Genomic DNA, 24,159 nt, shown 5'->3' on the forward strand with positions numbered 1-24,159 from the left:
CGCGCTTGGCGCATCCCCGCCGGCTCAGCCGCCCGCGAACGGCGGCATCACGTCGACGAGCGCGTCGGCCGCGAGCGGCGTCGCGGGCTCGCTGGTGCGCGACCCGTCGACGAGGAAGCTCGAGCGGTCGAGCACGTGCGCGAGCCGGTCGTCGCCCCGGGCGCGGAGCGCGGCGAGCAGCGAGCCGAGATCGGATGCCTCGAGCGAGAGTTCCTCGGTGCCGGCCGCGTCGGCCGCGGCGGCGAACAGACGCACCCGCGCCATCAGTCCCGCCGTTCGGCGAGCAGTGCGTCGACGCGGGCGAGCGCCTCGTCGAGGTCGAGCCCGCGGCCGACGGCCAGCCCGACGACGAACGCCGACACGGGGGCGCCCGGTCGGGCGACCCCGTGCGCGACGTCGCGGGCGAGGTCGAGCACGCGGCCGGTCGGCACGTCGGCGGCGTCGAGCCCGAGTTCGGGCGCGAGTTGCGCGACCCATTCGTCGAGCTCGGCGGGGGTGGGGGCATCCGTGGTCATGCGTCCTCCTCGGGGCGGGCGGGGTCGGGTCCGGCGGGGTCGGGTCCGGCGGGGTCGGGTCCGACGGGGTCGGCGGATGCTTCGAGGGTACCGAGCCGGGCCCGCCACGAGTCGAGATCGTCCCAGGTGTCGATGTCGGCCGACTCGCCCTCGTCGGGGATGCGCGCGAGCGCGAGCGCGCCGACCAGCGCACCGAGCGCGGCACCGTGCGGCGAAGCACCTGCCTCGCGGAGCGCGGCGAGCCGCTCGCGCAGCGCGGCCGTGCGGTAGACGCCCGCCAGCCACTGGTCGCGGCCGCCGGCGTCGACGAGCACCGCGCCCGCCTCCTGCGGGTCGGGGGTGCGGTCGGCGGCGTCGATCCACGGGCGCAGCAGGGCGGCGGCCGCCTGCGCGCGCGGCAGGTCGGCGGCCAGCAGCACGGTCAGGTCGGGTGCGGATGCCTCGAGCTCGCGCAGCCCCGCCGCGATCGCCGCGACCGGGCCGCCGAACGGCGGATCCTCGCGGACGACGCGCACCGCGGCATCCGCGTCGACGATGCCGGGCGGGCCGACGACCACGATCGGATCCGCGCCGAGCGTGCGCGCCGCCGCGACCGCGTGGTCGACGAGCCGGGCGCTGCCCACCCGCAGCCCGGGCTTGTCGGCGCCGTCGAGGCGGCGCGCCCGCCCGCCCGCGAGGACGAGCGCGGCGAGCGAGGGGCCGGGCGCGTGCGTCATGCGGGCCGGTGCCAGTCGCCGGACTTGCCGCCGGTCTTCGCGACGAGGCGGATCTGCTCGATGGTGACCGACTTGTCGACGCCCTTCACCATGTCGACGATCGCGAGCGCGGCGATCGACACCGCGGTGAGCGCCTCCATCTCGACGCCCGTGCGGTCGGCGGTGCGCACCGTCGCCGCCACCTCGACGCCCTCGTCGACGACCTCGAGGTCGACGACCGCGCCGTGCACGCCGATCACGTGCGCGAGCGGCAGCAGCTCGGCTGTGCGCTTCGCGCCCGCGATGCCCGCGATGCGCGCCACCGCCAGCACGTCGCCCTTCGGCACGGCGCCGTCGCGCAGCATCCGCACGATCTCGGCGCTGCACCGCACGAGCCCGCGCGCGGTGGCGCTGCGCACGGTCGGGGCCTTCTCGGTCACGTCGACCATGCGGGCACGGCCCGCCGAATCCAGATGCGTGAAGCTCATCACCCCAGCATGACCTCCACCTCGTCGCCGACGCCAATCGCTGCGACCTCCGCGGGCACGACCGCGAACCCCTCGGCGCGCGCCAGCCGGCCCACCAGGTGCGACCCGCTGCCCCGATCCGACGCGGGGCGCACGTGCAGCACACCGTCGACGCGCTGCGCGACGATCGGCTGGTACTGCCGCCGGCCGACCGGGGTGCGCCACGCCTCGTCGGCGATCGCGCGCTCGGTCGGCCGTGTCGGGTCGAGCCCCTGCAGCACCGCGAGGAACGGCCGCACGAACAACTCGAACGACACCGCGACGCTCACCGGGTTGCCCGGCAGCCCGAACACGGGCACGCCGTCGATGCGTCCGAACGCCTGCGGCTTGCCGGGCTGCATCGCGACCTTCGCGAACTCCAGCGCGAGGCGGGTGACGGGGTCGTGGGCTCCGGCGCTGACACCTCCCGTGAGCACGATGAGGTCGGGCCGAACGGATGCCTCGAGCACACGCCGCACCTCGGCGTCGAGTGCGCCCGGCGCATCGCCCGCGCGACCGCGGTGCACCGCGACCGCCCCCTGCTCGACCGCGAGCGCCGCGACGAGCAGGCTGTTCGAGTCGTGCACCTGCCCGCGGGCGAGCGGAGCCCCCGGCTCGGCCAGCTCGTCACCGGTCGCGATGATCGCGACCCGCGGGCGGGCCACGACCTCGAGCTCGCCGACGCCCGCTCCGACGGCGCTCGCGAGCGCTCGCGCGGTGAGCCGGATGCCACGGGGCAGCACGAGCTCGCCCGCCGCGAGGTCGTCGCCGGCCGGGCGGATGTGGGCGGCGGGCGCGGGCTCATCGGCGATGCGCACGGGGTCGGCCGCCCAGTCGGCGTCGGCGGTGCGCTCGATCGGCACGACCGCGTCGGCGTCGGCCGGCACGGGCGCACCGGTCATGATCCGCACCGCTTCGCCCGGGGCGATCACCGGGTCGTGACCCGAGCCCGCGGCGACCTCGCCGACGACGCGCAGCGCGACCGGGGCGTCGGGGCTCGCGCCCAGCACGTCGGCGCGGCGCAGCGCATAGCCGTCCATCGCGGAGTTGGCGTCGCGCGGCGAGTCGATCGCGCTGCGCAGGTCGACCGCCAGCACGCGGCCGTGGGCGGCGTCGACCGGCACCGTCTCGTGCGGCAGTTCGGCCGCGCCGGCGAGCACACGCGCGAGCTGCGCTTCGACCGTGATCACGAGGCGGCCGCCTCGACGACCGCCCACGCCTGCATGCCGCCGTCGAGCACCGAGACCCGGTACCCCTCGGCGGCGAGCACCGCCGCAGCGCGCTCGGCGCGCGGCCCGATCGCGCAGTGCACGACGATCGCGCGATCGCGGTCGAGCCCGGTGCGGTCGCCCGCGAGCACCGCGCCGAGCGGGGTGTGCAGCGACCCCGCGATCGCGCGCTCCGCGCGCTCGGACGGCTCGCGCACGTCGAGCACCGTGACCTGGTCGAGGCGCTGCCTGAGTTCGCCTGCCGAGACGTGGCCGATCGGGGAAGGTGCCGGCGCGGCATCCGTCTCGGTCGTGGCATCCGGTCGCGGCGCGGCATCCGGTCGCGGCGGAGCATCCGCCGATCGCGTGGCATCCGCCGCCGGACGCAACCCGACCTCGCGCTGCCGCGCACGCAGCCCGTCGATGACGAGCACCCGCCCGAGCAGCGGCTCGCCGATGCCCGTGATGAGCTTGATCGCCTCGGTCGCCTGGAGCGCGCCCGCCTGCATGCAGAGCGAACCGAGCACCCCCACGTCGGCGCACGTCGGCACTCCGCCCTCGGGCTCGGCGGGGTACAGGTCGCGCAGCGTGACGCCCTCGACGGCGTCGCGCCCGTCGACGGCGGGCGGGCGCGCCCAGAACACCGACACCTGCGCATCGACGCCGAGCACCGCCGCCCACACCACGGGGATGCCGAGGTCGGCGCACGCATCCGACACGACGTACCGCGTCTCGAACCGGTCGCTGCCGTCGAGCACCAGGTCGTAGCCGCCGAGCACGGCGGGCGCGTTCTCGTCGGTGAGGTGCAGCATGTGGCGCTCCACGACGAGCTGCGGCGCGAGGGCGGCGAGCCGCTCGGCGGCGCTGTCGACCTTCGGCCGGCCCACATCGGCCGTGCCGTGCACGACCTGACGGTGCAGGTTCGTCACGTCCACCACGTCGTCGTCGATGATGCCGATCGTGCCGACCCCGGCCGCCGCGAGCGCGAGCAGCGCGGGGGAGCCGAGCCCGCCCGCACCCACCACGGCGACCCGCGCGGCCGCGAGCCGGCGCTGACCGACCTCGCCGAGTTCGGGCAGACGCACCTGGCGCGCGGTGCGGCGCAGCTCGTCGGGATCGAGGGCGTCGACCGGGTCGACGAGTGGAGGCAGCGGCATGCCGACCACGCTAACGCCGCGACGGCGCAGCGTCGATGCGGGGTTTCGCTGGGCGACGGCGGCGCAGCCGGGTTCTCGCGCGCTCGCTGCACCCGCCGGCATCGCCCTCACCGCGGTGAAGCGACCGGGTGAGCGGTTCCAGCGCACCCATCCAGACCGAACAAGCGCCGCACCCGGTGGGTGCGGCGCTCATTCACGTGGCGGAGGATGGGGGATTCGAACCCCCGAGGGCTTTCACCCAACACGCTTTCCAAGCGTGCGCCATAGGCCACTAGGCGAATCCTCCAGGGACCCCTCACGCACCCGCCAGAGCCCGGTTACCCTTGCTGCGTCTCCGCCCTGGGGGAGTTGGCCTGGATGGCGCCACGTGAGGAGCCTCCGCAAGTCTACCCGAGCCGGATGCCCCGGCTGAACACCGCGGCCTCCGCCGCAGTGCTGGACGAGCCCCTGACCCGCCTCGTCTACCGGCGGGTGGCGAGGTACGCCTCGAACGCCTCGCGGCTGGTCTTGCCCGGCACGTAGCCGAGCACGGTCTTCAGCCGCTCATTCGAGAGCACGGGCCGGTACCTGAGGAATCCGACCCGCTCGGGACCGTGCACCGTGAGGCGCAGCGCGTGCCCGACCCGCAATCCGAACGCCAGCAGCGGCGCCGGCACGACGAGCGTCTTCTTCCCGAGCCGCGCGGCGATCTCGGGCACGGTCACCTTGCCGTCGCCGGCGACGTTGAACGCGCCGGTCACGTCGCCGGTCGCGCCGGCCACGATCGCGCCGACCACGTCGTCGACCCAGGCGAACACGAACGGGCTGTCGCTGCCGCGCACCACGAGCAGCCGCGGAGCATCCCACAGCGCCGTGATCTGGTTGCGCACGGTCGGGCCGAGAATGGTGCCGATGCGCAGCACCACCTGCCCGAGCGACGGATGCGAGCTGCGGTACGAGGCCAGCATCTCCTCAACGAGCCGTTTGTGCCGCGAGTAGCTGAACTCCTCGTTGCCGCGGATCGGGTCGTCTTCGCTCAACCACTCGGGGCTGTCGGCGTGGTAGCCGTAGGCCGCGCCCGACGACGAGACGACGATGCGCGTGACGCCGCCGGCGACCGCGGCGTCGAGCACGTTGCGGGTGCCGTCGACGTCGACGCGCCGCTCGACGTCCTCGCCGACCGTGCCGGGGTTCACGATCGCCGCGAGGTGCACGACGGTGTCGATGCGGTGGCGGGCGACGACCTCGGCGGTGCCTGCGGCATCCGTCACGTCGACGCGCTCGAAGACCGCGCCGGCCGGCAGGTCGTCGCGCGAGGCGGGTTCGCGCACGTCTCCGGAGACGACCAGGGCGACCGACGGATGCTCCGCCAGCGCGCGGACCGCGGCCGATCCGAGGAACCCGCTGCCGCCGGTGACGAGCACGCGCAGGTCGCGCCTCATGCGGACGCCTCGGGGGCGGGCGACGGCGACACGGATGCCGCGGCATCCGTCTCGCGCCGCTTCGAGTGCCGCGCCCAGAGCGTGGCGACCACGAGGCCGGCGATGATGTCCCACACGCCCCACCAGCCGGCCACGACGGCCATGCCGCCCAGGCCGCCGAAGAACGCGAAGACCAGCCCCAGCCCGAGGCCGGCGTTGCGGATGCCGACCTCGAACGTGATCGCCTTGCGGTCGCGCGGCGGCAGCCCGCCGATGCGGGCGCTCGCGTACCCGAGCCCGAGGGCGACGGCGTCGTGCAGGAACACGACGCCGAGCACGATCGGCAGCACGGCGACGAACACCGCCCAGTTGCCCGCGAGCGCGGCGACGATGAACCCGACGAGCGCGAGCAGGCTGATCCAGCGTGCATACGGCTGCACGCGAGCGGCGAACCGCGGGAACCGCGCCCGCAGCGCGAAGCCGAGCGCGAACGGCAGACCGATGATGAGCAGGATCTCGGCCATCATCTGCCAGCCGTTGAGGCTCACCGCCTCGATGAACTCGCGGCCGGTCGGGTGGATGCCGCCCCAGAACGCCAGGTTCAACGGCAGCACGAAGATGTAGATCACGTTGGTGACGGCGGTCATCGACACGCTGAGCGCGACGTTGCCGCGCGAGCGGTAGGTGAGCACCTGCGAGATGTTGCCGGGCGGGCAGCACGCCACGAGGATCATGCCGAGCGCGATCGACCCCTGCACGTTCAGCAGCAGCGTGAGCCCGAACGTCACCGCGGGCAGCAGCACGATCTGGGCGACGAGCGCGATGAGCATCGCCTTCGGCGCCTTCGCGACGGCCTTGAAGTCGTCGACGCTCGTGTCGAGCGCGATGCCGAACATGATGAACCCGAGCACCACGTTGAGGATCACGAGCGAACCGGGGGCGAAGCTGACGACGACGTCATCGACGTTCATGGGCGGGTTCCGTTCGTGAGGGGCGTGGCGGAGGGCAGCGACGAGAGGAGCTTGGTCACCGTGCGCCGGTACGCGTCCTTGTTGACGTAGTACGACATCCGGTCGAGCCCGAGGTACCGGTATCCGCCGGTGAGGTCGGGCCACGGGGCATCCGCTCGGGCCCGGAAGGCGGCTGCGGCCGCCGGGTCGTCGCGCACGGCGGCCAAGTAGGCGGCGACGAGCGCCGCCTGTTCGGCGCGTCCCTGCCAGCCGATGCCGGATGCCTCGATCATGCCGAGCACGTACAGCCCGTTGAACGACGGCGGGAAGACGTTGAGGTAGAGGGTGGGCGCCGCCTGCGTCCAGTTCAGGTGGGCGCGGTCGACGAAGGGGTAGTCGAGCGTGTAGCCGGTCGCGAGCAGCACGAGGTCGTACTCGGCGCTGCGTCCGTCGGCGAAGTGCACGGTGCGCCCGTCGAACCGGTCGATGTCGGGCATGACCCGCAGGTCGCCCTGCCCGAGGTGGTTGAGCACGAGGGTGTTCACGATCGGGTGGGACTCGTAGATCCGGTAGTCGGGCTTCGGGAACCCGAACCGCACGGGGTCGCCGGTGAACGCCTTCAGCACGCGGCTGTCGATCGCCTGCTTCAGCCGGGCGGGCAGCGGGCGCCCCTGGTTCAGGGTGTCGCTGGGCTTGCCGAACAGGTAGCGCGGGACGAAGTAGTACCCGCGGCGCACGCTGAGATCGACGGATGCCGCGTGGTGCACCGCGTCCACGGCGATGTCGCAGCCCGAATTGCCGGCGCCGATGACGAGCACCCGCTTGCCGTCGAACTGCGCGGCGCGCTTGTACCGGCTGGAGTGCAGGATCTCGCCCGTGAACTCGCCGCGGAAGGTCGGCACGTTCGGCTCGGCGAGGGTGCCGTTCGCGAGGATCACACCCGAGTACGTGCGGGTCTCCGCCGTGGCATCCGGCTCCGTCGCATCCGGCCCGCTCGTGGTAACCAGCCACCCGCTCGCACCGCTCGCGTCGCCGTCGACGGGTTCGACGCGCGTGACCCGCGTCCCGAACCGGATGCGGTCGCGCAGGCCGAACCGCTCGGCGAACGCGCGGAAGTACCGCATCAGCTCGCGGTGACCGGGGTAGTCGGTCGTCGAGTCCATCGGGAACTCGGCGAACTCGGTCGTCGTGCGGCTCGAGATGAGGTGCGCCGACTCGTAGACCGTCGAGCGCGGGTTGTCGATGTTCCAGAGGCCGCCGACGTCGTCGCCGGCCTCGAACACCTCGAACGGGATGCCGGCGCGATCGAGGGCGCGCGCAGCGGCCAGGCCAGACGGGCCCGCGCCGATGACGGCGATGGGGTGCAAGGGAGACTCCGGTGTCCAGACGGGGATGGGGTGCGCGCCGCGGCGATGGGGGTGCGCAGGCGTCCGGCCATGATATTCGACGGATGCTCCGTTCCTGACCTCGAGTCAACGAATCGAGTCGATCGAACCGCGCGAGGGCTGCCCGCGCCCAATAGGCTGGGGCCGTGGCGCACAGCATCTACATCTGCTCCGCCGAGGGGAACACGGGCAAGTCCACGATCGCGCTCGGCACCCTCGACACCCTCGCCCGGCGTGCGACCCGCGTCGGCGTCTTCCGGCCGGTCGCCCGGTCGACCGACGAGCGCGACTACGTGCTCGACCTGCTGCTCGCACACGACGGCGTCGTGCCGATCGAGTACGACGAGGCCATCGGCGTCGACTACGAGACCGTGCACGCCGACCCCGAGGCCGCGCTCGCCACCATCGTGCGGCGGTTCAAGGCCGTCGAGGCGAAGTGCGACGCGGTCGTCATCGTCGGCACCGACTACACCGACGTCGGCAGCCCCACCGAGCTGTGGTTCAACGCGCGCATCGCGGCCAACCTCGGCACTCCCGTGCTGCTCGTGATCGGCGGGCGGGTGTCCGAGGGCCGAGGCCGCAGCGAGCAGCTCGGGTTCGCCGAACCGCGCACGCCCGATCAGCTGGCCCAGCTCACCGAGCTCGCGGTCGGCGAGCTCGCCCGCGAGCACGCCACCCTGCTCGGCATCGTCGCGAACCGGGCCGACCCCGACCGGCTCGACGAGATCATCGGCAGCGTGCGCACCGCGGCCCGCATCGAGGCCGGGGCCACGGGCGCCGAGACGGCCGACCCGCCGTCGGGCGTGCACGTGTGGGCGATCCCCGAAGACCGGTACCTCGTCGCCCCGTCGATGCGCACCATCATGCGGGCGGTCGACGGTGAGCTGCTCTCGGGCGACGACGAGCTGCTCAACCGTGAAGCGCTCGGGGTGGTGATCGCGGCGATGTCGATGGAGAACATCCTGACCCGGCTCATCGAGGGCTCGGTCGTGGTGATCCCCGGCGACCGCAGCGAGGCGCTGCTCGGCGTGCTCACGGCGCACTCCTCGGCGACGTTCCCGTCGATCTCGGGCATCGTGCTGAACGGCGGGTTCCCGCTCTCCGAGACGATCGAGCGGCTCATCGAGGGGCTGCGCGCGAAGCTGCCGATCATCCGCACCGACCTCGGCAGTTACGCCACCGCCGTCGCGATCACCCAGGCGCGCGGCACGCTCGCCGCCGAGTCGCAGCGCAAGCGCGACACCGCGCTCGCGCTCTTCGAACAGCACGTCGATGCGGCAGCCCTGCTCGACCTGCTCGACGTCGCCACGACCGACGTGGTCACGCCGTTGATGTTCGAGTACCAGTTGCTCGAGCGTGCGCGCCAGGCGCGCAAGCACATCGTGCTGCCCGAGGGCGACGACGACCGCATCCTGCGGGCGGCCGCGACCCTGCTGAAGCGCGAAGTGGCCGACCTGACGATCCTCGGTGAGGAGATCGAGGTGCGCTCGCGCGCGATCGGCCTCGGCCTCGACATCTCGCGGGCGAACGTCGTGTCGAACCACGACGCGGTGTACGTCGCGAAGTTCGCCGAGGCGTATCGCGAGCGGCGCGCCCACAAGGGGGTCACGCTCGAGCAGGCGCGCGAGAAGGTGACGGATGTCTCGTACTTCGGCACGATGATGGTCGAGCTGGGACTGGCCGACGGCATGGTGTCGGGCGCGTCGCACACGACGGCGCACACGATCCGCCCGGCGTTCGAGGTGATCAAGACGCGGCCCGATGTGGGCGTGGTGTCGAGCGTGTTCCTCATGGCACTGGCCGACCGGGTGCTCGTCTACGGCGACTGCGCGGTGGTGCCCGATCCGACGGCCGAGCAGCTCGCCGACATCGCCGTGTCGTCGGCGCGTACGGCGGTGCAGTTCGGCATCGAGCCGCGCGTCGCGATGCTGTCGTACTCGACGGGGGAGTCGGGGTCGGGCGCCGACGTCGACAAGGTGCGCCAGGCCACGGCGCTCGTGCGCGAACGCGCGCCCGAGCTCGCGGTCGAGGGCCCGATCCAGTACGACGCGGCGGTGGACGCGGCGGTCGCGCGCACGAAACTGCCCGGGTCGGATGTCGCGGGGCGGGCGACGGTGTTCATCTTCCCCGACCTCAACACGGGCAACAACACGTACAAGGCGGTGCAGCGTTCGGCGGGCGCGGTCGCGATCGGGCCGGTGCTGCAGGGGCTGCGCAAACCGGTCAACGACCTGTCGCGGGGCGCGCTCGTGCAGGACATCGTGAACACGGTCGCGATCACCGCGATCCAGGCCGCGGAGGCGTGAGATGGGCATCGTCCTGGTCGTGAACTCGGGCTCCAGCTCGTTCAAGTACCAGCTCATCGATGTGGATGCTTCGCGCACGCTCGCGAGCGGACTGGTCGAGCGCATCGGGCAGGGCGAGGGGCGTGCGGTGCACAAGGCGTCGCCCGAGGCATCCGACCGGTCCGAGGCATCCGACCGGTCCGAGGCATCCGAGGCATCCGAATGGGTGCGCGAACTGCCCATCCCCGACCACACCGTCGGCTTCGGCGTGATGCTCGAGGCGTTCCGCGAGCACGGGCCGTCGCTCGACGACCTGCCGCCGATCGCGGTAGGCCACCGGGTGGTGCAGGGCGGTGCGCGGTTCTTCGAACCGACCGTGATCACCAACCTCGTGAAGATCAACATCGACGAGCTGTCGGCGCTCGCACCCCTGCACAACCCGGCCAACCTCGAGGGCATCGTGGCGGCGCAGCGCGCGTTCCCCGACGTGCCGCACGTGGCGGTGTTCGACACGGCGTTCCACCAGACCATGCCCCCGGCGGCGTACACCTACGCGATCGACCGCGAACTGGCGGCGAAGCACCGGGTGCGCCGGTACGGGTTCCACGGCACGTCGCACCGGTTCGTCTCGCGCGCGACGGCCGAGTTCCTCGGCCGGCCGGTCGAGGAGGTGCGCACCATCGTGCTGCACCTCGGCAACGGGGCATCCGTGTGCGCGGTGTCGGGCGGGCGCTCGGTCGAGACGAGCATGGGCATGACACCGCTCGAGGGGCTCGTGATGGGCACCCGGTCGGGCGACATCGACCCGGCGGTGCTGCTGCACCTGCAGCGCCGGGCCGGGCTCGACGCGGACGGTCTCGACGACCTGCTGAACAAGCGCAGCGGGGTGCTCGGCCTCGGCGGGCACGCCGACATGCGCGACCTCGAGCAGGCGGTCGACGACGGCGACCCGCACGCGACGCTCGCGTTCGAGGTGTACACGCACCGCATCCGTTCGTACATCGGGGCGTACGCGGTCCAGCTCGGCCGGGTGGATGCGATCGCGTTCACCGCCGGCGTGGGCGAGAACTCGGCGCGCGTGCGCGAGTGGGCGCTCGCGGGCCTCGAGGGGTTCGGCGTCGTACTCGACCCCGAGCGCAACGCGTCGCGGTCACGCGGCGCACGTCGTATCTCATCCGACGCGTCGAAGGTCGAGGTGCTCGTCGTGCCGACCGACGAAGAGCTCGAGATCGCCCGCCAGACCCAGGCGGTCGTCACCGCCTGATCGCCCTCGCGCGCCCCGCGCGCACGCCCGTCGTCCGGCCGGGTGTCACATCGCCGCCGTCCACCGTGTCTCAGTGTGTGGAGGGCAGTGACATGACCGCGATCTCGAACGACATCGGAACCCGTCGCCCGACCGGGCGCACGCCGTGGGCGGCGGCGTGGGAATGGGCGGCCCGCCCGATGCGCTACCGGGCGGTGCGCGCGTTCCGCGTCGCCGCGGAGGCGGGCGATGTCGGCCGCCTGGAGGCGGCACTGGATCCCGATGTGCGCGTCGTCGTCGAATCCCGCGAGCCGGGCCGTTCCCGAGCGCGCGTGGTGCAGGGCACGCGCGACGCGATCACGGTGCTCGTGCACGGCATGGCGGCGCGGGCCGACCGGCGCATCGTCGAGCGCTCGGTCAACGGCCAGGCGGGTCTGCTCGTCACGCAGGCGGGGGAGGCCACCGCGCTGATCAGCGTGGACTTCACCGGCGCGCTCGTCAGCGTCGTCTGGATCCGGGTGCATCCGGACGTGCTGCGGCACTGGAACCGGGTGTGATCGCCATGCCCGTCCACGCGCCCGAATCCCGCTCGTCGCTCACCGACCGCCTGTCGCACGCGGTGCGCTCCACGGCCGCCGCCGAGCGCACGCGAGCAACCGTCGCCGAGCTCCGCGGTCGCGCGGTGCCGCTGCACTGGTCGAACCTGTTCGGCGTCGTGGCCATGGCCTGCATCGTCGTGCTGTTCGTCACCGGCGTCTTCCTCACGTTCTTCTACACGCCCTCGAGCGAACCGGTCGTGTACTCGGGAAGCTACGCGCCGCTGCGCGGCGTCGAGATGTCGAAGGCGCTCGAATCGACCCTGTTCCTCTCGTTCGAGGTGCCCGGCGGGTTGCTGATGCGTCAGGCGCACCACTGGGCGGGCCTGCTGCTGCCGGCCGCGCTCATCATGCAGCTGCTGGTGACCTTCTTCACCGGCGCGTTCCGCCGCCCGCGGCAGTGGAGCTGGGTGCTGCTGTTCCTGGTGTTCCTGATGGCGCTCCTCGCCGGGTGGAGCGGGTACGCGCTGCCCGACGACCTGCTGTCGGGCACGGGGCTGCGCATCGTCGAGGGGATCGTGCTGGGCATCCCGGTCGTCGGCACCTGGCTGTCGGCCCTGCTGTTCGGCGGTGAGTTCCCCGGGCAGATCATCGAGCATCTCGCTCCCGTGCACATCCTGATCGCACCCGCAGGCCTCGTCCTCTTCCTGGCGCTGCGCATCCGTCTCGCCTTCCGGCACGGGCCCGCGCAGTTCGCGGGGCCGGGCCGCACCGAGGGCAACGCCGTCGGTCTGCCGCTGCTCCCGCAACTGGCGGTGCGCGCCGGTGCGCTCTTCCTCATCGTCGTCGGCCTCATCCTCGGGTTCGCGGCGACCGTCACGGTCGCGCCGGTGTGGCTGTTCGGTCCGTCATCGCCGGCGGATGCGTCGGCCGGAAGCCAGCCCGACTGGTACACGGGGTTCCTCGACGGCGCCCTGCGCCTCGTGCCTCCGGGGTGGGAGGTCGAGTGGTTCTCCCGCACCTGGACCCTCGCCGTCATCGTGCCGTTGCTCGTCGTCGGCGTGTTCCTCGCGCTCGTCGCGGTGTATCCGTTCCTCGAGGCCTGGATCACCGGAGACCGACGCGAACACCACCTCCTCGACCGGCCCAGGAACGCCCCCGGTCGCACGGGCATCGGCGTGGCGGCGATCGTGTTCTACGGCGCCCTGTGGGGTGCGGCGAGCGCCGACCTGATCGCGACGCACTTCCAGGTGGGACTCGAGGCGACGATCTGGATGTTCCGAGTGCTCGTCGTGGCAGGCCCCCTGGTCGGGTTCGACGTGGCGAGGCGGGTGTGCCTCGCGCTGCAGCGGAAGGACCGGGAACTCGTGCTGCACGGGTACGAGACCGGGCGTATCGTGCGGCTGCCCGGCGGCGAGTACGCGGAGGTGCACGCCCCGCTCACCGAGGAGGAGCGGTGGCGGCTCATCGATCGCGGGACCGCACCCGAACGCCCGCGGGGCTCGCGGATCCGCGGCGCCCTCTTCGGGCTGTTCTTCGAGGACCGGCTCGCCGCCCCGCCGCGCCCGCCGCTGCCCGAGTAGCGCTTCCCGCTGGCCGGGCTGCGCCGCCCTCTACGGAGTGCTCGGGGCGAGCCCGCTGCTCCTCCGCGCCTTCGGGGGATGGGCGGCGGCCGGCGAGCGTCGGCGGTCAGTGCACGATGAGGCGTGCGCAGTCGATGCAGAGGGTGGCCGTCGGGCGGGCCTCGAGACGGGCGACCGTGATCGCCTTGCCGCAGCGCTCGCACACGCCGTAGCTGCCCTCGGCGAGGCGGGCGAGCGCGCGGCGCACGTCGGCGAGCTCGTGTTCGGCGTCGGCGAGCACCGCCGACCGCTGCGACCACTCCTGGGTCATGGTGGGGCCCTCGGGGTCGTGCTCGTCGTCGGCCGAGGCATCCGATCTCGCCGCGCGCACCTCGCTGATGCCCTCGCGGTGCTCGGCGAGACGCGACTCCGCCTCGGCCTCCTCGGCGCGCAGCAGCCGCTCGAACTTCTCGATGCGGCTCGTGGTGAAGCTGCGGGTCATCGACATGCTGGGCCCTCCCTCCCAGCCGCGCACTGGCGGCGTGGCGGCGATGCCGGCGTCGACACCGCGTGCCTTGCAGAGTACCCCCTGGGGTTGCGGAAGCGGTGTCGGACGCGGCAACTAGCATGGACCCGTGGTCACCGCCCTGTATCGCCGCTACCGGCCAGAGACGTTCGCCGAGATGATCGGCCAGTCCCAGGTGACCGAGCCGCTCATGACCGCGCTGCGCACCGACCGGGTGAACCACGCGTACCTCTTCAGCGGTCCGAGAGGCTGCGGCAAGACCACCTCGGCTCGCATCCTCGCGCGCTGCCTGAACTGCGTCGAGGGTCCGACCGACTCGCCGTGCGGCACCTGCCCGAGCTGCGTCGAGCTCTCGCGGAGCGGGGGCGGTTCGCTCGATGTCGTCGAGATCGACGCGGCGAGCCACGGCGGCGTCGACGACGCCCGCGACCTGCGCGAACGGGCGATCTTCGCCCCCGCCCGCGACCGGTACAAGATCTTCATCATCGACGAGGCGCACATGGTGACCTCGGGCGGGTTCAACGCGCTCCTGAAGATCGTCGAAGAGCCGCCCGAGCACGTGAAGTTCATCTTCGCCACCACCGAGCCCGACAAGGTGCTCGGCACGATCCGCTCGCGCACGCACCACTACCCGTTCCGGCTGGTGCCGCCCGCGCCCATGCTCGAGTACGTCCAGCAGCTCTGCGACGACGAGGGCATCGCGGTCGAACCCGGCGTGCTCGCGCTCGTCGTGCGGGCCGGGGGCGGCTCACCGCGCGACACGCTGAGCCTGCTCGACCAGCTCATGGCCGGTTCCGAGGGCTCGACCATCGACTACGAGCGCGCGGTGGCGCTGCTCGGCTACACGCACGGCGCGCTGCTCGACGAGGTCGTCGATGCGATCGGCGCGAACGACGCGGCGGCCGCGTTCGCCGCAGCCGACCGGGTGGTGCAGACCGGGCAGGACCCACGTCGCTTCGTCGAGGATCTGCTCGAACGGCTGCGCGACCTCATCGTGGTCGCCGCGTCGTCGCCCGAGGCCGCCGCGGCGGTGCTGCGCGGCATCCCCGCCGACGAACTCGCGCGCATGGGGTCGCAGGCGACGCTGTTCGGCGCGGCCGAGCTGTCGCGTGTGGCCGACCTGGTGAGTCAGACCCTGACCGAGATGACGGGCGCGACCTCGCCGCGACTGCACCTCGAACTCATGCTCGCCCGCGTGCTCGTGCCCGCGATCGACGACAGCGCTCGCGGAGCCCTCGCCCGTGTCGAGCGGCTCGAGCGTCGGGTCGGCGTCGACGGGGCGCCCTCGAGCGCAGCGGGGCGGGTGAGCGACGCGCCGCCGGTGGCGGCTGCGCCACCTGCGCCGGTCGAACCGGTCGCGGTCGCCGGGGCCGACGCCGCTCCGCCCGCTGCGACGGCCTCCGACGTGTCGGCACCGGCGTCGAGCGCCCCGACCCCGAGCGCCCCGACCCCGAGCGCCCCGTCCGCGCAGCCCGGCCCGGCCACGACGCCGCGGCCCGCGCCGGTGGGCCCGGTCACGCTGGCACAGGTTCGCGACGCCTGGCCTGAGGTGCTCGCCCTGCTGCAGCGCACCAAGCGCTCGGCATGGATGGTGGCCTTCACCGCGCAGGTGCGCGAGTACCGCGACGGCGACGTGCTCGTGCTCGCGTTCCCGAGCGAGGCGGATGTCGCGAGCTTCCGCGGCTCGCCGGGCAACAGCGTGAGCGAGCTGCTGCGCAATGCGATCGCCGAGGTGCTCGGCGTGCGAGTGAAGTTCATCGCGAAGGCCGAGGGTCCCGGCGAGCCGGCGGCGGCCGAGGCGTCCGTGGCGCCGCCCGCCGAGCCGGCCGCGTCGGCCCCCGCTGAGACGTCGCCGGCGCCCGCCGCCGCGGAGCCGGCTTCCGCCGCGTCCGCTGCGTCTTCGACGCGTGCCGAGACCGGCTCGTCGTCCCGCGGGGCGCCCGACGGCGGGGCGCCCGCCGGCGCTCCGGCCGGCAAGGCTCCTGCCGGTAATGCCCCTGCCGGTGCGGCTTCGGCCGGTAGAGCTCCTGCCGGTGCAGCTTCGGCCGGTGCAGCTCCGGCCGGTGCAACTCCGGCCGGTGCAACTCCGGCCCGCAGGGCGCCCGCCGGTGCCGCCGCACCCGCTCGCGGCGCCGGCTCGTCGTCGGCCGTCGTGGCGGGCGCCGTCTCGTCGTGGGCGACCGTCGCGATTCCGACCGACCCGCCCGAGCACGCCGAGCCGATCGGCGCAGGCAGCGGCCCCGTCGCATCCGCGCCGGCGACCGAAGCCGCCACGAGCTCGACCGCGACCGCGACCGCCGTGCGCGACGCACCCGATGAGGTGCCGAGCGACGCCGACGCCCCGCCCGAAGACGACGAGCCGCCGTTCGACCCCGGGCCCCCGCCCGAGGTCGTGATCGACGCGGCGCCCGCGCCCGTCGCCGAGCCGCGCGGCGTGCAGCGCTACGGCGAGGCGGTCGTGCGCGAGGTGCTCGGCGCCCGGTTCCTCGAAGAGGTCGAGGTGCCCGGCACCGGCTTCGGCGAGCGGAGGTAGCCGTGTACGAGGGCATCGTCCAAGAGCTGATCGACGAACTCGGCCGGCTGCCGGGCATCGGGCCGAAGTCGGCGCAGCGCATCGCGTTCCACATCGTGCAGACCGAGCACTTCGACGTGACCCGGCTCGCCGAGATCCTGCTCGAGGTGCGCGACAAGGTGCGCTTCTGCGAGATCTGCGGCAACGTCTCGCAAGAGGTCACCTGCTCGATCTGCCGCGACCCGCGACGCGACCCCACGCTCATCTGCGTCGTCGAAGAGGCCAAAGACGTGGTGGCGATCGAGCGCACGCGCGAGTTCCGCGGGCTGTACCACGTGCTCGGCGGGGCGATCAGCCCCATCGACGGCATCGGCCCCGACCAGCTGCGCATCCGCCAGCTCATGCAGCGGCTCGCCGACGGCACGGTGCGCGAGGTCATCATCGCCACCGATCCGAACCTCGAGGGCGAGGCCACGGCGACGTACCTCAGCCGTATGCTCACCACACTCGAGATCGCGGTGACCCGCCTCGCGTCGGGCCTGCCCGTCGGCGGCGACCTCGAGTACGCCGACGAGGTGACCCTCGGTCGCGCGTTCGAGGGTCGCCGCGCCGTCGGCTGACCCGACCCCCTGCGAGTCGGCCGGGCGCGTCTCGAACCCCTCGTTCGGACGCGTTTCGGCGTGTCCACCCGCGACGCGGGCGCCGAAACGCGTCCGAACGGCGGAGAGAGGACTGCGCGCGCGGCTTCTCCGCCGGGCCTTGACGCGGATGCTCCGCCCGGGTGGACTGGGCGCATGCCGAGCAGAGCCGCCGAATGGGTCGCAGGGTACATCCGCGCGTGGGAGACGAACGATCCGGCCGACATCGCCGCGCTCTTCAGCGACGACGCCGTCTACCTCACCGCTCCGGACGCCAAGGCCCGGCGCGGGCGCGACGAGATCGTGGCCGGATGGCTCGAGGATCGCGACGAGTCGGGGACGTGGGCGTTCGACTGGAGGATCCTGCACGAGACGCTCGAACTGGCGCTCATCCAGGGGCGCACCGAGTACCCGGCGGATCGCGACTACCTGAACCTGTGGATCATCCGATTCGGCGACGACGGTCGTGCGCGCGAGTACACCGAGTGGTACATGCCGAGGCCGCACGGCGCCTGAGCCGCGGCGCCCGCCCGGGGCATCCGTCTCAGCGGAGCACCTCGACGAGCACGATCCACGCGTGCAGCACGGCCGAGCCGATCGCGAGGATCGACGCGGCCGCGAGGCATCCGAGCGCCGCTGCCGGAGACCCCGCGAACACGAGTACCGCGCCCAACAGGAAGAGCGTCACCGGCAGCCAGCCCACGGCCGCCTTCGCCCAGCGCGGGCCGAACTCCCCGCCCTGCGCGTAGATCAGCCGCGTCGCGCGGTACTCGAACACCGCCGCCAGAAGGCCCGCGAACAGCACTTCGACTCCGTAGGCCACGACGGGCTGGTCGGGCACGAGTCCGACGGCCGTCACGATGATCGCCGCCATCAGCGCGGCGAGCGCCGCCGCCGCACGGGCGGGCAGCGACGGCGCCTTCATGATCTCGGCGATGTTCACCGACATCGCGACGATGACCAGGCCCGCGAGCGCGGCCGTCGCGCCCAGCATCGCGACGTTGAACTCGCTCCACGCGTCGGTGAGCTCCCCCATGCGGGCATGCTATCGGCGCGGTGCGCGGGCGGGCGATGTCACATGGCGGAGGGGGTATGCCGGGCCGCCGTAAGATGGTGCCGCGGCGCCGCCTCGTGGCATCCGATTGCCCGTGGCATCCGTCCCTCGCCGCGAATCCAGTCCCCAGGAGACCACGTGAGCTTGATCGTGCAGAAGTACGGCGGATCGTCCGTCGCCGACGCTGAGAGCATCAAGCGGGTCGCCAAGCGCATCGTCGAGACCCGCAAGGCGGGCAACGACGTGGTCGTGGCGGTCTCCGCGATGGGCGACACGACCGACGAACTCCTCGACCTCGCGAACGACGTCACGCCGATCCAGGCGCCGCGCGAGCTCGACATGCTGCTGTCGGCGGGCGAGCGCATCTCGATGGCGCTGCTCGCGATGGCGATCAAGGCGATGGGCCACGAGGCGCGCAGCTTCACGGGCAGCCAGGCGGGCATGATCACGGATGCCACGCACGGCGCCGCACGCATCGTCGACGTCACCCCGGTGCGCCTGCAGGAGGCGCTCGACGACGGCGCCATCGTCATCGTCGCGGGGTTCCAGGGTTTCAGCCGCGAATCGCGCGACATCACCACGCTCGGCCGCGGCGGCAGCGACACGACGGCGGTCGCCCTCGCGGCGGCGCTGAACGCCGACGTGTGCGAGATCTACACCGACGTGGACGGCGTGTTCACGTCCGACCCGCGGGTCGTGAAGCGCGCCCGCAAGCTCGACCGCATCACGAGTGAAGAGATGCTCGAGCTCGCCGCCTCGGGGGCGAAGGTGCTGCACATCCGCGCCGTCGAGTACGCCCGCCGGCACGGCGTGACGCTGCACGTGCGGTCGTCGTTCAACAACTCCGAGGGCACCATCGTCTACGACCCCTCGCGAAGCCCCGAAGGAGCTGCTGTGGAAGATTCCGTCATCGCCGGCGTCGCCGTCGACCTCTCCGAGGCCAAGATCACCATCGTCGGCGTGCCCGACAAGCCGGGCGCGGCGGCCGCGATCTTCAAGATCGTCGCGAACGCCAACGCGAACGTCGACATGATCGTGCAGAACGTGTCGGCTGCGGCGACCGGTCGCACCGACATCTCGTTCACGTTGCCGAAGTCCGACGGCGAGAAGGCGCTGTCGGCGCTCGGCAGCGTGCAGGACCAGGTCGGCTTCGAGTCGCTGCAGTACGACGACCAGATCGGCAAGCTGTCGCTGGTCGGCGCCGCGATGCGGTCGGCGTCGGGGGTGTCGGCGAAGCTGTTCGAGGCGCTGTACCAGGCCGGCATCAACATCGAGATGATCTCGACGAGCGAGATCCGCATCTCCGTCGTGACCCGGGCCGACAGCGTGCACGACGCGGCGCGTGCGGTGCACGCGGCGTTCGAGCTCGACGGCGACACCGAAGCCGTGGTGTACGCCGGCACCGGTCGCTGACGGGCGGTTTCCTGCCAACCTCCCGCCATCGGGCGTCACGCGCGCCCGCAGCGGGGACAATGGAACGAGGACTTCCCGGTCGCGTGCGGCCGGGCGATGGAGGAGCGAACGTGGGCAACGGAGTGAACATCGGCGTCGTCGGGGCGACCGGGCAGGTCGGCGCGGTGGTGCGGCGGCTGCTGGAGGAGCGCGAGTTCCCCGTGGCATCCATTCGCTACTTCGCGTCGGCGCGGTCGGCGGGCACGACGCTGCCGTGGAAGGGCGAGGACGTCGTCGTCGAGGACGCCGAGACCGCCGACCCCACGGGGCTCGACATCGCGATCTTCTCCGCGGGCGGCGCGACCTCGAAGGCGCAGGCGCCCCGGTTCGCGGCGGCCGGCGTCACCGTCATCGACAACTCGAGCGCCTGGCGCATGGACCCCGAGGTGCCGCTCGTCGTCTCCGAGGTGAACCCGCACGCCATCGACGAGGCGGTGAAGGGCATCATCGCGAACCCGAACTGCACCACGATGGCGGCGATGCCCGTGCTGAAGCCCCTGCACGAGGAGGCCGGGCTCGAGCGGCTCGTCATCTCGACCTACCAGGCCGTGTCGGGTGCCGGGCTCGCCGGCGGCGAGGAGCTCTACCAGCAGGCCAGGGCCGCGGTCGAGCAGGACCCGCGCTCGCTCGTGCACGACGGGTCATCCGTGTCGTTCCCCGACGCCGAGAAGTTCCCGCGCACGATCGCGTTCGACGTCGTGCCGCTCGCGGGTTCGATCGTCGACGACGGCGATCTCGAGACCGACGAAGAGAAGAAGCTGCGCAACGAGAGCCGCAAGATCCTCGAGCTGCCGGGTCTGCGGGTCGCGGGCACGTGCGTGCGCGTGCCGGTGTTCACGGGCCACTCGCTGTCGATCCACGCAGAGTTCGCGAACGACATCTCGCCCGAGCGTGCGGCCGAGATCCTGCAGGATGCTCCGGGCGTCGTGCTGAGCGACATCCCGACGCCGCTCCAGGCCGCCGGAACCGACCCGAGCTACGTCGGCCGCATCCGCCGCGACCAGTCGGCCCCCGAGGGCCGCGGCCTCGTGCTGTTCGTCTCGAACGACAACCTGCGCAAGGGCGCCGCGCTGAACGCGGTGCAGATCGCCGAGCTGGTCGCGGCGAAGCTGCCGGCCGCGGTCTGAGCTCACGCCCGCCGTTCGGGCATTCCGCGGTGTGCGGGACATTTCGCCGTTCGGAGGACGCGAGGGCGCCCCTGCGTCCTACGAACGGCGGAATGTCCTACAGACCGGTCGGCTGCGGCAGGGCCGCGACGACGTCGATCTCGACGAGGATGTTCGCCAGCCGCGACCCCACCGTCGTGCGCACGGGGAACGGTTCGCTGAAGAACTCGGCGTAGGCGGTGTTGTACTCGGCGAAGTCGGCGAGGTCTTCGAGGTGCGCGGTGACCTTCACGACGTCGTCGAACGTGAGGTCGTGCTCGGCGAGCACCGCGCCGATGTTGCGCAGCACCTGCCGGGTCTGCTCGGCGACTCCGCCCTCGACGACCTGCCCGGTGGCCGGGTCTTGCGGCCCGAATCCGGCGGTGAACAGGAATCCGTTCGCGACGACGCCGTGGCTGTACGGCCCGGCGGGCTTCGGTGCGTTCGAGAGGGTGACGGCGGTCTTCGGCATTTCGCGGCTCCTTGCTGTGCGATGCGCGGTGGGGCGGGTTCCTGAACAGGCTAGAGGTTGCGTCGGCGGCGGGGCGCGTCAGCGACGGTGACGGATGCCGCGACCGGGCGTCGCTCCGGTCAGCTCGCCGTGGCGCAGCACGGGGACCCCGGCCACGAGCACGTCGTCGATGCCGTCGGCGACCGCGAGCGGATGCTCGTACGTGGCCCGGTCGGCGATGCGGTCGGGGTCGACGAGGGCGAGGTCGGCGACGGCGCCGACGCGCACGCGCCCGCGGTCGCCGAGGCCGAAGCGGTCGACGGCGCGGGTCGAGCACAGCGCCGCGGCACCGCCCCAGCCGAGCTCGTCGACGAGCAGGCCCGGATACCGGGCGAACGTCCCGCGGGCGCGGGGGTGCGGATGCTTCCCCACCCAGATGCCGTCCGATCCGCCGATCGCGGCGGGGTGCGCGAGGATCCGCGCGAGGTGGGTGTCGGAGCGGTCGGAGCGCACGGCCATGACGACGTTCACCTCGAGCCGGGCGGCGGCGAGCACGTCGAGCACAAGCTCGGCGGGCGTCGTGCCGGCGCGCCCGGCCGCGGCGGCGATCGTGCGCCCGTGCGCCCAGTCGTACGCGGGTGCGGCGATGTGCCCGAAGGTGAGCATCGACGGCCAGTCGGGCCCGAGGCTCGGGTATTCGACGACGCTCGGGAACCATTCGTCGAGCAGTCGCGCCCGCACGACCGGGTCGGCGATCGCCGCGACCACCTCGCCGGTCGGGCGCACCGAGAGGTCGGGCGGCAGCAGCGGCATCGACAGCAGCGAGCAGCCGCGCGTGTACGGGTACGCGTCGAACGTGGCATCCACCCCGTCGTCGCGCAGGGCGTCCATCAGCCCGGTGACGATCTCGGGCTCGGCGTGGAAGTGCGACACGTGCACCGCCGCACCCGAGCCGCGCGCGATCGCCGCGAGCTCGGCGACGCCCTCGGCGGACCCCGATTCGTAGCCGCCGCGCAGGTGCGAGGCCACGACGCCCCCGACGGCGGCGACCTCGCGCGCCAGTTCGGTCATCTCGTCGGTCGAGGCGAATCGCCCGGGCACGTAGTCGAGCCCCGTCGAGAGCCCCACCGCGCCGTCGGCGAGCCCGTCGGCCACGAGCCGGCGCATCGCGGCGAGCTCGCGCGGCCCCGCGGCATCCGTGGATCGCCCCATCACCTCGAAGCGCACCGTGCCCGCCGGAACCAGGTACGCGCCGTTCACCGGCGACGCACCGTCGAGCGCGGCGAGGAGTTCGCCCACGCCGCCGCCCGGGTAGCCGGGGTGCGGCCCGTCGATCGCGGCGAAGTACTCGCTCGCGTAGCCGCCGTCGCCGGGCGCGACGCCGACGCCGTCCTGCCCGCCGATGACGGTGGTGATGCCCTGGCGCAGCAGCCCGAGCTGCACGTCGGGGTCGCCGAGGCGACCGAGCGCGTGCGAGTGCGCATCGACGAAGCCGGGCACGAGCATCCGCCCGCCGCCGTCGATGCGGACGTCGACGGCCCGGTCGGATGCCTCGCCGCGCGCCGTGACCGCCGCGATGCGCCCGTCGTCGACGACGACGTCGACGGGGTCGGATGCGGATGCCTCGCCGTCGACCGCCACGACCCCGGCGATGAGCACGCGCATCAGAAGAACGTCCGCACGAGCGCGACGACCCGGTCGCTGCCGAACCGCTCGACGACGGGGATGAGTCGGCGCTTGTCGAACGCGGTGCACGGGTGCGAGAGCCCGAGCTCGACGACGTCGCCGACGGCGACGTCGAGCGCGCCCGTCGCGTCGCGCGCGCCGGAGGCGGCGCGGAGGAATGTGTGCTGGTCGTTCAACGCGGTCGCGGAGGCTCCGGCGAGCGTCAGCGGCACGGGCAGCCCCTCGTCGTACGGGAAGTCGCGCTTGCCGCCGTCGAGCAGCGCAAGCCCGGGCTCGGGGTGCGAGACGACCCGCGCGAGGCCGCGCATGGCGGGCGTGAGCCGGTCGTCGATGGGCGAGATGCCGCGGTAGAAGCCCTCGTCGTGCACGAGCGAGGCACCCGAACGCAGCACGCGCCGGGTGCCGGGCGTCTGCGCGGCGGGCGCTGCGAACGCCTCGGCGACGAAGTCGAGGTAGGCGCTGCCGCCCGCGGTGAGCAGCAGGTCGCCGTCGGCGAGGCCGGCGATCGTCTCGTGCAGTCGCACCAGGTCGGCGAGGTAGCCGCGCACGGCGGCGACCGCGCCGGTCGACCGGTCGTGTCCGAGCGCCCCCTCGTAGCCGGCGGTGCCGGCGAGCCGCAGCACGGGCGACGCAGCGATGCGTTCGGCGAGGCGCCGCGCCTCGTCGAGGGTGCGTGCGCCCGTGCGTCCGCCGGGGGCGCCGAGCTCGACGAGCACGTCGATCGGCCGCGGCAGGTCGCCGAGCCCGCCGAGGCCTGTCTCCATCGCGTCGACGGTGTCGATCGAGTCGGCCCAGACCCGCAGTTCGAAGCCGGGATCGGCCAGTTCCGCGGCCGCCCAGGCGAGCGCGGCCGGTGCGACGAGCGCGTTCGCGAGCATGACGGATGCCACGCCGAACGCGCGGGCGGTGCGCACCTGCCCGGGCGTGGCGAGGGTGAGCCCCGTCGCACCGGCATCGAGCTGCAGCCGCCACAGTGCGGGCGCCATGGTGGTCTTGCCGTGCGGCATGAGCTCGAGGCCGCGCTCGTCGCACCACGACTGGATGGCCCGCGCGTTCGCGCGGAGCGCGGCGTCGTCGAGCACGAGCAGCGGGGTCCAGAATTCGTCGAGCGTCGGTTCGGTGTCGAGGAACTCGCCGACGGTGAGGCCCGCGGCGCGAGCCGGCAGGCCGGTATCGGCCGGGCTGATGCGGATGTCGTCGAGGTCGGCCACGGATAGCGGCACGGCGGTCTCCCTCCGGCGCGACGGGCGCCG

The 24,159-nt window shown here is 73.1% G+C and carries 23 protein-coding genes, 1 tRNA gene and 1 other RNA gene; 9 read left to right on the plus strand and 16 right to left on the minus strand.

Features of this window, described 5'->3' with window-relative positions; all coding sequences use genetic code 11:
* Positions 1-24: 24 nt before the first annotated feature.
* The 11 genes from MTO99_RS00260 to MTO99_RS00310 all read right to left on the minus strand — a co-directional run bounded on the left by MTO99_RS00260 (position 25) and on the right by MTO99_RS00310 (position 7,798).
* Positions 25-264, minus strand: a complete 240-nt coding sequence (locus MTO99_RS00260) for a MoaD/ThiS family protein (RefSeq protein WP_149159729.1) — start codon at positions 262-264, stop codon at positions 25-27.
* A complete protein-coding gene (locus MTO99_RS00265) occupies positions 264-515 on the minus strand; it encodes a DUF6457 domain-containing protein (protein WP_243555937.1) in 252 nt (83 codons plus the stop codon). The genes MTO99_RS00260 and MTO99_RS00265 overlap by 1 nt, the downstream gene beginning before the upstream one ends.
* Positions 512-1,231, minus strand: coding sequence for a molybdenum cofactor guanylyltransferase (gene mobA, locus MTO99_RS00270; RefSeq protein ID WP_243555938.1), 720 nt, complete (start codon positions 1,229-1,231; stop codon positions 512-514). Before mobA ends, MTO99_RS00265 begins: the two co-directional genes overlap by 4 nt.
* The gene (moaC, locus tag MTO99_RS00275; RefSeq protein ID WP_149159726.1) at positions 1,228-1,698 is read right to left on the minus strand and encodes a cyclic pyranopterin monophosphate synthase MoaC; all 471 of its coding nucleotides are present in this window, start codon (positions 1,696-1,698) and stop codon (positions 1,228-1,230) included. The genes mobA and moaC overlap by 4 nt, the downstream gene beginning before the upstream one ends.
* The gene (locus MTO99_RS00280) at positions 1,698-2,906 is read right to left on the minus strand and encodes a molybdopterin molybdotransferase MoeA (RefSeq protein WP_243555940.1); all 1,209 of its coding nucleotides are present in this window, start codon (positions 2,904-2,906) and stop codon (positions 1,698-1,700) included. The genes moaC and MTO99_RS00280 overlap by 1 nt, the downstream gene beginning before the upstream one ends.
* Entirely contained in the window at positions 2,903-4,081 is a 1,179-nt protein-coding gene (locus tag MTO99_RS00285; RefSeq protein ID WP_243555942.1) for a ThiF family adenylyltransferase, read from the minus strand. The genes MTO99_RS00280 and MTO99_RS00285 overlap by 4 nt, the downstream gene beginning before the upstream one ends.
* A 198-nt stretch (positions 4,082-4,279) precedes the next feature.
* A tRNA-Ser gene (locus tag MTO99_RS00290) sits at positions 4,280-4,367 on the minus strand.
* An RNA gene (gene ffs, locus MTO99_RS00295) (signal recognition particle sRNA small type) lies at positions 4,365-4,461 on the minus strand. The genes MTO99_RS00290 and ffs overlap by 3 nt, the downstream gene beginning before the upstream one ends.
* Before the next feature lie 81 nt (positions 4,462-4,542).
* A complete protein-coding gene (locus MTO99_RS00300) occupies positions 4,543-5,502 on the minus strand; it encodes an SDR family oxidoreductase (RefSeq protein ID WP_243555944.1) in 960 nt (319 codons plus the stop codon).
* The gene (locus MTO99_RS00305; RefSeq protein ID WP_243555946.1) at positions 5,499-6,452 is read right to left on the minus strand and encodes a bile acid:sodium symporter family protein; all 954 of its coding nucleotides are present in this window, start codon (positions 6,450-6,452) and stop codon (positions 5,499-5,501) included. The genes MTO99_RS00300 and MTO99_RS00305 overlap by 4 nt, the downstream gene beginning before the upstream one ends.
* On the minus strand, positions 6,449-7,798 hold the full coding sequence (locus tag MTO99_RS00310; RefSeq protein WP_243555948.1) for a flavin-containing monooxygenase: 1,350 nt from the start codon (positions 7,796-7,798) through the stop codon (positions 6,449-6,451). The genes MTO99_RS00305 and MTO99_RS00310 overlap by 4 nt, the downstream gene beginning before the upstream one ends.
* Positions 7,799-7,962: 164 nt before the next feature.
* Here MTO99_RS00310 and pta point away from each other — a divergent pair, with 164 nt between their 5' ends.
* The 4 genes from pta (at position 7,963) to qcrB (ending at position 13,463) form a co-directional block, all read left to right on the plus strand.
* A complete protein-coding gene (gene pta, locus MTO99_RS00315) occupies positions 7,963-10,122 on the plus strand; it encodes a phosphate acetyltransferase (protein WP_243555951.1) in 2,160 nt (719 codons plus the stop codon).
* 1 nt (position 10,123) lies between these two features.
* Complete coding sequence (locus tag MTO99_RS00320) at positions 10,124-11,365, plus strand: acetate/propionate family kinase (RefSeq protein WP_243555953.1); 1,242 nt, start codon at positions 10,124-10,126, stop codon at positions 11,363-11,365.
* 92 nt (positions 11,366-11,457) lie between these two features.
* On the plus strand, positions 11,458-11,901 hold the full coding sequence (locus MTO99_RS00325; RefSeq protein WP_243555955.1) for a sigma-70 family RNA polymerase sigma factor family protein: 444 nt from the start codon (positions 11,458-11,460) through the stop codon (positions 11,899-11,901).
* Between the two features lie 5 nt (positions 11,902-11,906).
* On the plus strand, positions 11,907-13,463 hold the full coding sequence (gene qcrB / locus MTO99_RS00330) for a cytochrome bc1 complex cytochrome b subunit (RefSeq protein ID WP_243555958.1): 1,557 nt from the start codon (positions 11,907-11,909) through the stop codon (positions 13,461-13,463).
* A gap of 106 nt (positions 13,464-13,569) precedes the next feature.
* On the opposite strand, the gene MTO99_RS00335 is transcribed toward qcrB, so the two are convergent.
* Entirely contained in the window at positions 13,570-13,950 is a 381-nt protein-coding gene (locus MTO99_RS00335) for a TraR/DksA family transcriptional regulator (protein ID WP_243555960.1), read from the minus strand.
* A gap of 127 nt (positions 13,951-14,077) precedes the next feature.
* Here MTO99_RS00335 and MTO99_RS00340 point away from each other — a divergent pair, with 127 nt between their 5' ends.
* From MTO99_RS00340 to MTO99_RS00350, 3 genes are all read left to right on the plus strand, one after another.
* Positions 14,078-16,501: a DNA polymerase III subunit gamma and tau gene (locus MTO99_RS00340; protein WP_243555962.1), complete on the plus strand. Its 2,424-nt coding sequence runs from the start codon at positions 14,078-14,080 to the stop codon at positions 16,499-16,501.
* 2 nt (positions 16,502-16,503) lie between these two features.
* Positions 16,504-17,100: a recombination mediator RecR gene (gene recR / locus MTO99_RS00345; protein WP_243555964.1), complete on the plus strand. Its 597-nt coding sequence runs from the start codon at positions 16,504-16,506 to the stop codon at positions 17,098-17,100.
* A gap of 174 nt (positions 17,101-17,274) precedes the next feature.
* Entirely contained in the window at positions 17,275-17,634 is a 360-nt protein-coding gene (locus MTO99_RS00350; RefSeq protein WP_243555966.1) for a nuclear transport factor 2 family protein, read from the plus strand.
* 28 nt (positions 17,635-17,662) lie between these two features.
* Here the strand turns inward: MTO99_RS00350 and MTO99_RS00355 are convergent, their stop codons facing one another.
* Positions 17,663-18,154, minus strand: a complete 492-nt coding sequence (locus MTO99_RS00355; protein ID WP_243555968.1) for a hypothetical protein — start codon at positions 18,152-18,154, stop codon at positions 17,663-17,665.
* Between the two features lie 156 nt (positions 18,155-18,310).
* On the opposite strand from MTO99_RS00355, the gene MTO99_RS00360 reads away from it, so the two are divergent.
* Positions 18,311-19,585: an aspartate kinase gene (locus tag MTO99_RS00360; protein WP_243555970.1), complete on the plus strand. Its 1,275-nt coding sequence runs from the start codon at positions 18,311-18,313 to the stop codon at positions 19,583-19,585.
* A gap of 110 nt (positions 19,586-19,695) precedes the next feature.
* On the plus strand, positions 19,696-20,751 hold the full coding sequence (locus MTO99_RS00365) for an aspartate-semialdehyde dehydrogenase (protein WP_243555972.1): 1,056 nt from the start codon (positions 19,696-19,698) through the stop codon (positions 20,749-20,751).
* A 97-nt stretch (positions 20,752-20,848) separates the two neighbouring features.
* On the opposite strand, the gene MTO99_RS00370 is transcribed toward MTO99_RS00365, so the two are convergent.
* The 3 genes from MTO99_RS00370 to MTO99_RS00380 form a co-directional block, all read right to left on the minus strand.
* Complete coding sequence (locus MTO99_RS00370; protein WP_243555974.1) at positions 20,849-21,241, minus strand: RidA family protein; 393 nt, start codon at positions 21,239-21,241, stop codon at positions 20,849-20,851.
* Between the two features lie 78 nt (positions 21,242-21,319).
* Positions 21,320-22,885 (minus strand): N-acyl-D-amino-acid deacylase family protein, encoded by a 1,566-nt coding sequence (locus MTO99_RS00375; RefSeq protein ID WP_243555976.1) that lies wholly within the window; start codon positions 22,883-22,885, stop codon positions 21,320-21,322.
* Positions 22,885-24,129, minus strand: coding sequence for an alanine racemase (locus MTO99_RS00380; protein ID WP_243555978.1), 1,245 nt, complete (start codon positions 24,127-24,129; stop codon positions 22,885-22,887). The genes MTO99_RS00375 and MTO99_RS00380 overlap by 1 nt, the downstream gene beginning before the upstream one ends.
* Between the last annotated feature and the right edge of the window lie 30 nt (positions 24,130-24,159).

It is taken from the genome of Agromyces larvae (assembly GCF_022811705.1).
GTDB lineage: Bacteria > Actinomycetota > Actinomycetes > Actinomycetales > Microbacteriaceae > Agromyces > Agromyces larvae.